General features: G+C 60.0%; 7 protein-coding genes. 3 read left to right on the plus strand and 4 right to left on the minus strand.

Annotation, left to right across the window (positions count from 1 at the left end):
• Positions 1 to 874: 874 nt before the first annotated feature.
• From ACSQ83_RS23185 to ACSQ83_RS23200, 4 genes are all read right to left on the minus strand, one after another.
• Positions 875 to 1,612, minus strand: a complete 738-nt coding sequence (locus tag ACSQ83_RS23185) for a metallophosphoesterase (RefSeq protein WP_414954805.1) — start codon at positions 1,610 to 1,612, stop codon at positions 875 to 877.
• Positions 1,613 to 1,768: 156 nt separating this feature from the next.
• Positions 1,769 to 2,989, minus strand: a complete 1,221-nt coding sequence (locus ACSQ83_RS23190; RefSeq protein ID WP_436229755.1) for a cytochrome c — start codon at positions 2,987 to 2,989, stop codon at positions 1,769 to 1,771.
• 167 nt (positions 2,990 to 3,156) lie between these two features.
• Positions 3,157 to 4,758, minus strand: a complete 1,602-nt coding sequence (locus ACSQ83_RS23195; RefSeq protein ID WP_436229730.1) for a GMC family oxidoreductase — start codon at positions 4,756 to 4,758, stop codon at positions 3,157 to 3,159.
• Positions 4,759 to 4,899: 141 nt separating this feature from the next.
• Positions 4,900 to 5,454, minus strand: a complete 555-nt coding sequence (locus tag ACSQ83_RS23200) for a sugar dehydrogenase complex small subunit (RefSeq protein ID WP_436229731.1) — start codon at positions 5,452 to 5,454, stop codon at positions 4,900 to 4,902.
• 306 nt (positions 5,455 to 5,760) lie between these two features.
• Here ACSQ83_RS23200 and ACSQ83_RS23205 point away from each other — a divergent pair, with 306 nt between their 5' ends.
• The 3 genes from ACSQ83_RS23205 to ACSQ83_RS23215 all read left to right on the plus strand — a co-directional run bounded on the left by ACSQ83_RS23205 (position 5,761) and on the right by ACSQ83_RS23215 (position 12,287).
• A complete protein-coding gene (locus ACSQ83_RS23205) occupies positions 5,761 to 6,411 on the plus strand; it encodes a DUF1345 domain-containing protein (protein ID WP_414954802.1) in 651 nt (216 codons plus the stop codon).
• 430 nt (positions 6,412 to 6,841) lie between these two features.
• A complete protein-coding gene (gene glgA / locus ACSQ83_RS23210; protein WP_436229732.1) occupies positions 6,842 to 8,488 on the plus strand; it encodes a glycogen synthase GlgA in 1,647 nt (548 codons plus the stop codon).
• Positions 8,489 to 8,906: 418 nt separating this feature from the next.
• A complete protein-coding gene (locus ACSQ83_RS23215) occupies positions 8,907 to 12,287 on the plus strand; it encodes a maltotransferase domain-containing protein (protein WP_436229733.1) in 3,381 nt (1,126 codons plus the stop codon).
• Positions 12,288 to 12,343 lie beyond the last annotated feature (56 nt).

Genomic DNA, 12,343 nt, shown 5'->3' on the forward strand with positions numbered 1-12,343 from the left:
AAGCAAAGAAAACGCTTTCACCGCTCTACCCTAAGTGTCCACAGCGTGCAGTTCCATTTCATAGGTGCCCCAAAAGCACGGTGCTCGCAAGAGCTTAGGATGTGTGAAACCCTCCTTCTCGCGAATCCTGACAGTAAAACGCTTCGCCCCGTACGCTCTCGGGCAAGCACCCGTGTTCAACGGACCCGCGCGGCCTCACCCGTATCTACCGCTACCGTTGTTCGCGGGTTAGCCGCCGGTTTGCGCCGCCATGTTCGTGGAAACAGCCTGCTCCCGAGTTCCAGCAGGTTGGCTGCGTGGTCTGACTGCAACTTTCATGGACTAAGTTGCGGCCGCAAGCAGATTGATTGCGTCACTTGTTCGTAGGCGCCTGCTTAGCCTGCACGTTATTTTCGTTGGCTACGGCCTCACGGATTTAGCGGCATGGTTTCTTGGTGGGTTGGCGGTGTGATTCGTCATGCGTACTAATTTGGTGGATGGTTCACGCGGATAGCGCGGGGTGTCCCTTGGGCAGGTTCAATCACTGGTGGCGCAGCGTGGGGTATCCGTGTTCGGAGAAAGAGGGGTTCACACATTCTAAGCTCTTGCGAGCACCGTGCTTTTGGGGCACCCATGAATCAAAACTGCACGCTGTGGACACTTAGGGTAGAGCGGTGAAAGCGTTTTCTTTGCTTCGTTTCTTTGTCGCTTTGGACAAAGAAATGACGCGCTGCCACGCGCAGTGGCTAATAGTGATAAAGAAATCAGCCAACATAAAACCCGCGAAGGCCTAAGAAGCAGCAACCCGGCATTGACCCCGACCTGCTAACGCCGGAACCTAGCACAACCCCAAGACCACCCCCGACCAACCAAACCCCAAGTGCGAACGAAACCCCTACGGTAATGCCAACTCCCTGGCCCCTTCCGCACTCGCCCAACCCTGTTTGACTGACCAACGCTGATCAGTACCCGCCTCAACAATGGTGAGCCGCCCATCGTCGGAATAAGCCCCGGTATCGATAAAAATCTGCGACCCGATCCGCTTGATCGCCTTCATGGGCGTGTGTCCGCAATAGGTCGGCGATAACCCCCGCTGCCACGCAGCCTTCCCCGTCCCCAGCGCAAGCGACCTTCCCCACAACATCTGCTGGCGAACCTCGTCAGGGAAATACGCGACCTCCAGATCAGCATCGCTGCCAAAAAACTCGGCGTGCAGCACGTTGAACCGCGTCGGACCATCGCCGACAATTCTTACCAACGGAACACTCGCCAACTTCTCGGCAATTGCGTCCAGTTGTTCATCGGACAAATTCGCCGCCCACGCGCCGCCAATCGAATACCACATGTGGCGCGGCATTGTGCCCGCAGCAACCGCGCACAACGCATCTTCGTGATTGCCAAGTACAGGGTAGAACCAGGGCTTATCGAGCAGGTCGATTGCTGCCAGCGAATCGCTGCCGCGATCGACCAGATCACCCACGGAAAACAGGCGATCACGCGAACCATCGAAAGCAATCTCGCTAAGCAGATAACGCAGCGCGTCGACGCAGCCGTGCAAATCGCCAACCACAAGGTCACGGCCAACTTTGTTCGCCGGATGCCAGCAAACGACAGGATGAGTAGAAGCAGTCATGGCAACAATCTTAATCTTACAAAACGCACAGTTATACGCGCCAACTCGCATTGCAACAAATTACACACCCACATTCTGGAACGACCACTACCAATGTGCAATACGCCAGGCTTAGCGCAGCAATAATTGCCGCACTAAGCCGGGAGGTCAACGTAGTTATTGCGGGGTTGAACGGAGTTTGGCGACCTGATCGGCGGATGTCGTCGACTGCGGATTGCCAAATGTCTTGGTCACGTAATTGCTGATCGCTGCAATCTGTTCATCGCTAAGTTCATTGGCGAACGCTGGCATAAAGGCGGATGCGTCTTTTGTCTGACGGTCCACGCCGTGCAGCATGACCATCGTCAGGTTATTCGCGGCCGACGCCCCCACCACGCTGTTATGAATCAGCGACGGGTACGCTCCCGGCGCGTTGCCGCCCCTGCCCTCGCCGGTCCAGCTATGACACGTCGCACAGTTGGCGATAAACAATTGCGCACCGTTCACGCCGCTGATCGTCGTGCCGCGCATCGCGGTGACGTCCGCGTTGGTCGGCTGGCCGAAGGAATTGCGCGGGTGGATATCGCCGCCGCTTTTCGCCGGCACCGAGCGCAGGTACACCACGATCGAACGCAAGTCCTCAGGCGTCATGTACTGCGTACTGTTCTGCACGACGTCCGCCATCGCGCCCGCCGCGTTCGCCCGGCCATGTGCCACGCCGGTCGAGAGATACTGCGTCAGATCGTCGTCGGTCCATCCGCCAACGCCCGCTGTCTTATCAGGCGTGATGTTGAACGCGTGCCAGCCGGATAGTTCGGCGCCGCTGAAGCGCTCGCTCGTTTTCAAACCCTGCATCACGTTGCGAGGCGTATGGCATTCCTCGCAATGCGCAAGTCCGCCAACCAGATAAGCGCCGCGGTTCCATTCTGCACTTTGCTGCGGGTCCGGCACGAAGCGGCCTTCCTTGAAGTTGAACATGTTCCAGAACACCATCAGCCAGCGCTGGCTGAACGGAAACGACAGCTCATTGCGCGGCGGCGTGTAGTGGATCGGCGTCAGCGTATTCAGATAGGCACGGATCGCGAGGACGTCCGAGTCGGTGACCTTCGTGTATTCGGCGTAAGGGAAGGCCGGGTAAAAGCGCTCACCGCCTTTGCCGATCCCGTCATGCATCGCACGAAGGAAATCGGCGTCGCTCCAGCGGCCAATGCCGGTATCCGGATCGTTCGTGATATTCGGCGTATAGATGGTCCCGAACGGCGTGTTGATCGGCAAACCGCCCGCAAATGGACGGCCTTTGTCAGCGGTATGACACGCCACGCAGTCGCCCGCGCGCGCGAGGTATTCACCGCGCTTGATCAGCGTCGCGCCGGCCAGCGCGTCGCGCTGCACGACCATGGGCTCGGGCGCGGCAGTCTGCGCGTGCGCCGATTGAATCAGCGTGTGAAAACTCATGCCCATGATGGCGAGCGCAAGGGCAGCGAGCGTGCCGCCCAAACGCTTGTTAAAGATTTTCGCGTCGCGAGGTTTGGGGTTCTTCATCGTGGGGCTCCGTCGGCGCGCAATCAAAGTTCTTTCTTCAGCTTGTCGGCAAGACGCAGCGACAACGCCGACAAAGTCAGCGTGCAATTCACCGATGCCGCCGTCGGCATCACCGCACTGCCGGCCACAAAAAGGTTCGCGTGGTCATGCGTGCGGCACTCGGGATCGACGACGGAATCCTTCGGGTCCGCGCCCATGATGGTCGTCCCCATGATGTGATTGTTCGGAGCGAATTTATCGTCGAAGGTGATCTCCGTGCCGCCGAACAACTCCGCAATCCGCGCGTAATGCGTGCGCGTGTCGGCTGCGCTTTTCTTCACGTAATCGTTGATCGAGTAGTAGATCTCGGGTTGCGGGATCCCGAGCGAATCCTTGTGATCCGACGATGGAATCACGCGGTTCTGCGGCTCGGCCAGATGCTCGTGGAAGCTGTTGATGCTCATCGTGCGCGCCGCGCGGTCGCGGATCTGCCGATCCAGTTCCGCCCCGGTCAAGCCCTTTGCGATCAGGTCCGCCGTGACCGACATGGTGGGCACGCCATTCGATAAATGCAGCTTCTTCGCCGAGTATTCCGAACGGAACGCACCGTCACGGAAGTTCACCACGGAGGTCATTTCCATTGGCCCGCGTCCCGGCCACACCGGCTCGTTGGCGAGGAAGGTCACGCCGGTTCCCGGGTGATCCATCAGGTTGCGCCCGACCTGGTCCGAACTATTGCCAATGCCATTCTTGAATCTGTCGGACACGGACTGGAGCATCAGCTTCGGCGTTTCAATACCGTTAGCTGCGAGCACGAAGAGCTTGCCCGTGACACGCGCGCTGTTGCCGTTCGGGTCTTTGTAATGGACCGCGGTGATCAGGCCTTTATCGTCGCTTTCAATCTGGTAGACGACTGCTTGCGCGATCAGCTTCGCGCCTGCACGTTCGGCTTTCTCCGCATGCGTGATGCCGTTGTACATGGCGGCGATCGGGCAGATCGGCATGCAGTTGTTATTGCCGCAGCAAGTCGGGCGGGCATCGTAGGGGCGGCTGTTGCGCGCTACCGGTTCCGGCACGACGTGAAAAGACTGCGCGTTGAGGACATCGGCGAAACGCTGATCCATGTAGGACAGCGGCAGCATGTCCATGGGATACGGTTTGGAACGCGGCGAGCCGAGATCAACATTATTGCCCGGACCGGACACGCCAAGTTGCACTTCGGCGGCGAAGTACCAAGGCTCAAGCGTCTCATACGGGATCGGCCAGTCGCGACCTACGCCGTACAGCGTCCTCAACTTGAAATCGGCAGGCAGCAAGCGCCATGCAGCAGCAGCCCAGTGCCAGGTCGTCCCGCCTACGAGCCGCAAGTATTGAGACGCGTATGGATACTCGCCTTTCTGGATCAGGTAGTTGTTCTCGGGCGAATACTCGGGATGCGGCGCGTAAGGCGTCGACGGATACGGTGTAGCGAAATCGGCCTTCGCCGGTGAGTTACGGAAATTCTCGACGATCTGCCAGCGCGGAATGCGCGGCCCGGCTTCGAGCAGGATCACGGAGGCGCCCGCGCTCGCGAGCTGATGCGCGACGAGTCCACCCGCAACCCCTGATCCGACGACCACGACATCGGCCGAATTCGAATTTGCCATTTGTTCTTGTCCTGTGAGGGGTGGTTTTTATTTGCTTCGGCCGCGCCGACAAATAGGCTGACATGCGTGCTGTCACCTGACTGTCAGGTAGCGTGCCGGCTTGATGCTTTTCTTGATGCGTGACTTTCTCCAGGCGTACTTTCAAGCCGCGCCGGGAGGCTTCTGCGTCCAGTAGAACGGCGCGTCACGGCAGTACGACGGAATGGTCAGCACGTCGTTGACGGGATCGAACATCAGCGCGCGTTCGTAAGCGACCACGCTCACGCGCGGCGCATCGCCGACGAGACCGAGATACCACGCCCGCATGATCGCGGTGACCGTGCCGGCAAGCTTGGGCGTATCCGACTTGAGCGCCTGCGTCACCGTATCCGAGGGCACGCCGCCATGCGCCGCGAGCCAGACATTCAACGCGCTGACGTTGCCGACGAACTCGCTGTCCGACCTCGACAGCGCGTCATACACGCGTTGCGCCAGCGCATGATCGAAGGCCGTGCGGCCAGTCAGTTTGCGTGAAAGCAGCAGGAAACCATCGAGACCCGCAGGCGGGGTATCGGCGAAAGCCTGAGTGAAGAATGCGGGAAAACCGAAACCCGCGGACGTGAACGCGAGCGCCACTGCCGACGCGCACGCGCCAAGAACAAAACGCCTGCGAGTGGCAGACTGTGCACGCGCCATGGGGTGGTCGAGTTGTGTCATGTGATGAGGTCCAAACCGCGTTGTCCAGAGGGGCGATGACCGGGTGCACGTGTCAGGCGCACCTGTCGATATCCCCGAATAGTTTCTTGAGGCGCGCCTTGCGGCGGCCGAAGCATGCACGATGAACCGATTAATAACCAGCCCTTGGGCCGTTGGTAATTGAAAGCTGCACGGGCAATAATCGCGGCACTTAAAGTAGTCGAAGTACAGGAAGCACCGATGGATAGCACCATACGGTCCCGCGCGAGCTCAGCGCTATAAAAACTGCCACCACTGTCACCTGTTATTACCAGGCCGCTATAAAAAATGAATTTTGTTCCCCAGGTAGTTCGCTATCGTCCGCGCGCGGTCATTGCACTCGTGATTGGTGTGATCGTGGCGCTTTTGGTTCCACATGACCTCCCACTGATCGTACGCAGCCTCATTGGATGGGACAGTACCGTATGGCTGTATCTCGCGCTTATATGGATTCAGATGGCGCTTGCACGTCAGGATAAAGTGCAGAAGCTCGCCGCCCGCGAGGACGAGAACGCAGGCATGGTGTTGCTCATCATCAGCCTGGCTGCCATAGCGAGTCTTATCGCGATTGTGTTTGAACTGGCCGCAGCCAAGAACCTCGGCGTGCGTGGTCAACTGCTCCACTATCTGCTGACCGCTTTCACGATGCTGGGCGCATGGTTCCTCATTCCAACCATCTTCACCCTTCACTACGCGCGCCATTACTATCAGTCGACAGGCGACGAGCCATCGCTCAGATTCCCCGATGCGCAACTGAAGCCGGACTATTGGGACTTCCTCTATTTCTCATTCACTATCGCGGTTGCGTCGCAGACTTCAGATGTCGTGCTCTGTTCCAATGAAGTCCGACGAGCGGCACTCGCGCAATCCGTCCTGTCATTCTTCTTTAATGCCGCAGTGATCGGTCTATGCGTCAACACGGCAGCGAGTTTGCTTTAGCCGCGACCAAGTCATGAAGCAAATATTGCCGTCATGCTTGATGAAAGTCGGGCGTAATTGCCGTAACAAATAATTAGTTTGGATGGCTGACAATCCCGGCTGCGCTGGCAGATGACCCGCTAAGCGAGTAAGCGCACCGACACGCTCGTCTTTCGTATATCGATTCCCGAACAACCCGTGTAAAAACGCCGCTTGCAACGCGTGCTTTTTTACACGGCTCCTTAAGTCTGCTGAATGCCGGCCGTAGCGCCAATCAGTGCCTATCGCTTTCCCGCGGTTTTGGCAGATTTCCGCAAACATGGCACACGCCTTGCTCTAGCTCTCTGGCTTCCCCTCTCCCCTCCGATAAAAGCACCGGACGCATGCGCCGCAGATTTTCTGCCCGAGCGCATCCCATCGCTTTTCATCCATCAAACGCCAGGAGTCAACCTTGTCCTTGAACGTCTTGCTTGTCGCTTCCGAGGCTGTACCGCTAGCCAAAACCGGCGGATTGGGTGACATGGTCAGCGCGTACGCCGTTGCATTGCGAGAGGCCGGAGTCGATGCCGCTATCCTGCTCCCGGCTTATCCGAACGCGCTGCAGATGGTCGAGGGATTGCAGAAGGTTGCTTCAGTGACGGGGCTTCCCGGCGGAGATGGCGCGCTGTATCGCGGTCGCATGCCGGACACCGGCGTGCCCGTGATCCTGCTGCGCATGGATCATTTGTACGCACGCGAAGGCCTCTATCAGGACGCGAAAGGACGCGACTACGAAGACAATGCGATTCGTTTCGCCTCGTTGTCGGCCGCAGCGGTGAAGATTGCTCAAGGCGTTCGGGGTTTCAAGAAGCCGGACATCGTGCACGCGCATGACTGGCATTCAGGCCTCACGCCGCTCTTGATGAAGCAAGCGGGCGTGCACGCAAAAAGCGTTTTCACGATCCATAATCTGGCGTTCCAGGGCAACTATTCGCTCTCGCTTGGTGCAACGCTCGGCGTGTCCGCCAAGTGGCTCGTGCCCGCGTTGACCGAACCGAAAAGCATCGAATTTTATGGTGCATTGAGTCTGATGAAAGCCGGCATTGTGCACGCCGACCATGTTGCTACCGTCAGCGAAACGTATGCGCGAGAAATCCTCACGCCGCGCTTTGGCCACCTGATGGAAGGCGTGCTGCAAAGCTGCGCCGGCAAGTTGTCGGGGATCATCAACGGGATCGACTTGAATACCTGGGATCCGAAGACCGATCCGCAAATTGCCCGTCATTATTGTTTCGACGATATGCGCGGCAAGCATGCCTGCAAGCGCGAGCTCCAACAAATGTTCGGCCTTCCCGTCGACCCGTTCGCGCCGGTCATTGCGCTGGGTAGCCGGATGACATCGCAGAAAATGGCCGATGTCGCCGTGGAAGCGATTCCCGCACTACTGGAACACTATCCGCGTTTGCAGATTGCGGTGCTTGGCAAAGGCGAGGCCCATTTGGAAGCCGCGTTCCAGCGGCTGGCGCAAACCTGGCCGGATCGGGTGGGCGTCTATATAGGTTACGACGAGCGCCGCGCGCACATGCTGCATGCCGGCGCCGATATCCTGCTGCATGGCAGCCGCTTCGAGCCGTGCGGCCTCACGCAAATCTACGCCATGCGTTACGGCACCTTGCCGGTGGCATCGCGTGTGGGCGGGCTGGCGGATACGATCGTGGATACGGCGGAAGCAACGGACACCGTCGGACTTCAAACAGGCTTTCAGGCATCGCCCCTTAGCGGCTTCGAGGGCGCAACGTCCTCGCGCCCGGCGACCGGATTCCTCTTCGACGGCGAGGGTGCTGAGGACTTGATCGCCGCCGCCGCGCGCGCGATCGACGCTTTCATGCGTCCGCAACAATGGCGCACGCTTCAACGCAACGCGATGGCACGTGATTACGGATGGGATCAGGCGGTAGCGAAATACGTCCAGCTATACGGGGGTCTCACCGACGCACGTCCGGCCAAAGCACCGTTGCGCGCGCGTCGCGTACCAGCCGAGGTTCGGGCCGTTCCGGCCACGGTCGAAGCAGATCGCCGCAAAGCGGAACAGGTGCAACTCGTCGCACGCAGCGCCTGACGTTCCACACTACCCTTTTCGATGGTACGGTTACACGGTTGGCCGCCTGGCGCGCACTGGATTGCATTGCAATTTACAGTGCGCGCCCGGGCGAATGTCGTCTGACCTGAACCCGCATGCTGGGCGCGAATCATTGGCTACCTTCAGGCTCCGACATACACCAGGAAACGCGAGGGCGCGGCACGCTACGTGCTGTGTCCTTCAAGCGACCCTGGCGCCGCACCGAACGGCGTATCGCCCGGTAAAGATACGCACCGCATTCGTCACCCCGGAATTGGTGCTTTGAAGACTGTCTGAGGCTCGTCTGCCGTAGCCGTTCTTGCGGTTGGTTTATTGCCTGGTTGAGCGCGATCGCGTTTTCCCGCATCCACGCCATAGCAGGACGAACTGGAAAAGACGACCGATGGAACACCATCACATGCTTCAAGCGTACGCGCCAAGAATTTATTTCATCGACCCGCTTCTCGTCGGACCATTGCCTGACTGGTCCGCACAATTCGAACATGCCGCCGCGCTGGGCTTCGATCACGTTTTGATCGGCGCGCCCTTCCAGCCGGGCAGCAACGGCCATCGACAGGCCGTGGCGGATCATCACAAACTCCACCCCGTATTTGACTCCAACGCGCCTGCGAGCGAAGGTTTGCGCCTGCTTGCAGACCAGGCGAACAAGCATGGCCTGACCTTGCTGGTGGATATCACGCTCGACCAGGTCAGCGCCGAAGGCGGCCTGTTCCGCGATAACCGCCACTGGTTCCATCCGTTCGAAGCGGCTGAAGCCCGGCTCGACCCGCGCCACGCGCCGCATGAAGAAAGCGCGGCGCATGCGAATTTCGGCGACGGCGAAGCGGCCCAGGCGCTGACAGAATGGTGGGCGCGCGAGTTGATGCTGCTCGCCGATGCCGGCATTGGCGGTTTTCGTTTCGAGGCGCCGCACAAGGTTCCGGCGCACGTATGGCGCAGGCTCGGTGCAGCCGTTCGCGAACGTCATCCGCAAACGAAGTGGCTTGCGTGGACGGTCGGCATCAGCCGTCACGATCTCGCAGGTCTTGCCGATGCCGGTTTCGACTCGGTGTTTTCATCGTCGCGATGGTGGGATTTCCAGAGCAACTGGCTCTTCGATGAACACGCCGCGCTATTCCGTATTGCGCCGCCCATCGCGTTTCCGGAAGAGCCCTACGGCACGCGCCTGCTACACGACTTGCCCGACACCAGCGACTCGTCGCTGGTCGAGCGCGCGTATCGGCGCGCGTTGTACACGGCGGCGGGCATCGGCACAGGCCTGCTCGTCCCGATGGGCTTCGAATACGGCGTGACGCAGCCGCTTACGTACAACCATGGCAGCGCGGAAGAATTCCGCCGCGCGAAGGAAGGCGCGCGCTTTAATGTATCGGCGGAAGTGGCCCATGCCAACGCGCTGCAACGCAACTCCGCGGCTCTGGCGAGCATCGGCGAGCTGCGCGCACTGACCGGCGCCGGCACCCCTTACGCGGCCATCCTGCGAGGCAGCAGCCCGGATCTGCGAATCGCGGCCGAGGCGGCGCTGATCGTGCTGAACCCTGACCTCACGACGCCGGTTTATGTCGATACCCGGCATCTGCTGGACGGCGCACCGGGCAACTTCACACGGTTCCGCCCGATCGACGAAGACACGACGGAAACACCGCTGCCGCTCGAGCCATTCTTGTTGCAACCTGGCGAAGTGCGTGTGCTGCGCGGCGCGGCCGAGCCGCCCATCCTGCTCGCGCAACCGCAGGTCAGGCGCGGCGCCAAGTCGGCCGACAAGAAATCCGTGAACGAAGCGTTGGTGGCGCCGCGGGTGGCGATCGAAAGCGTGACGCCATCGGTCGATCATGGCCGCTTTCCGGCAAAGCGCATCGTGGGCGAAGCGGTGGAAATCACGGCTGCCATTTTCGGTGAAGGCCACGACAAGATCGCGGCAGCCGTGCAATGGCGCGCCGCCGATGAAACCGACTGGCATGAAGCGCCCATGGTCCCGGTCCTGCCGCTCGGCAATGACTTGTGGACCACGCACATTCCACTCGATCGCGTCGGCCGTCACGAATTTACCGTGATCGCGTGGCGCGACGATTTCGCTTCGCTGATCGATCACATGCAGAAGAAGCTGAAGGCTGCGCAGACGGTTGAGCTGGAACTGGAAGAAGTACGGCATTTGTTCGCGCTGATCCTGGCGGAGGTGAAGACCACGGAAGGCGCGCAAACGGAACCGCTCGAAGGGATCGTCAAGCAGTTCGCCAAAGCGGATGCCGAGACGCGGCTCGCACTGGCGCTCGCGCCGGAAACGGCGCAGGCGATCGAGGCGGCGCGGCATCGGCCGTTCCTGTCACGCGATCCGGTGACGTATCGCATCGATGCCGAACGCGCCGCCGCGCGCTTTGCAAGCTGGTACGAAATCTTCCCGCGCTCCATGAGCGACGATGAAAATCGCCACGGCACGTTCGTCGATGTGATCGGCAAGATGCCGCGCATTCGCGAGATGGGTTTCGACGTGCTGTATTTCCCGCCGATCAACCCCATTGGCGTCGCGAACCGCAAGGGCAAGAACAACACGCTCACGGCTCAACCCGGCGATGTGGGCAGCCCTTACGCCATCGGCGGCAAGGAAGGCGGCCACGACGCGTTGCATCCTGAACTCGGCAATCTCGACGACTTCAAGCAGATGCTGGACGCGGCGCGTGCGCATGGTCTTGAGATCGCACTTGATTTCGCCGTGCAGTGTTCGCCGGATCATCCTTGGCTGAAAGAGCATCCCACGTGGTTCGCGTGGCGCCCGGACGGCACGCTGCGTTACGCGGAAAATCCGCCGAAGAAGTATCAGGACATCGTTAATCCTGACTTCTACGCGAAAGATGCGAAGCCGGAATTGTGGCTCGCCTTGCGCGATGTATTCCTGTTCTGGATCGCGGCCGGCGTGAAGATTTTCCGCGTCGACAATCCGCACACGAAGCCCATGCCTTTCTGGGAATGGGTGATTGGCGATGTTCGCTCGCGTCATCCCGATGTCATGTTCCTCGCTGAAGCGTTCACGCGTCCACGCGTGATGAACCGTCTCGCCAAGCTGGGTTTCTCGCAGTCGTACACGTACTTTACGTGGCGCGAGTCGAAGCAGGATTTCCTGGACTACATGCATGACCTGACGCAGACGGACGCGAAGGAATTTTTCCGCCCGAACTTCTTCGTCAACACGCCTGACATCAACCCGCGTTTCCTGCAGCGTTCGGGTCGCGCGGGCTTTGTGATTCGCGCGGCGCTTGCCGCCACGTTGTCAGGGCTGTGGGGCGTGTATAGCGGATTCGAACTTTGCGAAGCCGCCGCGCTGCCGAACAGCGAGGAATATCTCGATTCGGAGAAGTACCAAATCCGCGCCTGGGACTGGAACCGGCCGGGGAATATCGTTGGGGAAATTACCGCGCTCAACCGGATCAGGAAGGCGAATCCGGCGCTGCATTCGCATCTCGACGTCAACTTCCTTCCCGCTCACAACGACAACATCCTGTTCTTCGAGAAGGCGAACGCGGCACGCGACAACATCGTGCTGGTCGCGATCAATCTCGATCCCTTCAACGAACAAGGCGCGGACGTGGAGTTGCCGTGGCAGACGCTGAATTATTGGGGCGTGCAGGAATGGGACGCGCTGGCCGTGGAGGACCAGATGACGGGCGAACGTTTTGAATGGCGTGGCAGACGGCAGCATATTCGCCTTGACCCGAACACGCGGCCGTTCGCGATCTGGAGAATCGCGCCGACGTGGGGATTGCCGCGGGCGCCAACGGCCCTCTGACCCTCACACGAGCGTCACCTGACAGTCATCATCACGACGGCACTCGCCGACGTGGC

Source organism: Caballeronia sp. LjRoot29 (genome assembly GCF_964252755.1).
GTDB lineage: Bacteria > Pseudomonadota > Gammaproteobacteria > Burkholderiales > Burkholderiaceae > Caballeronia.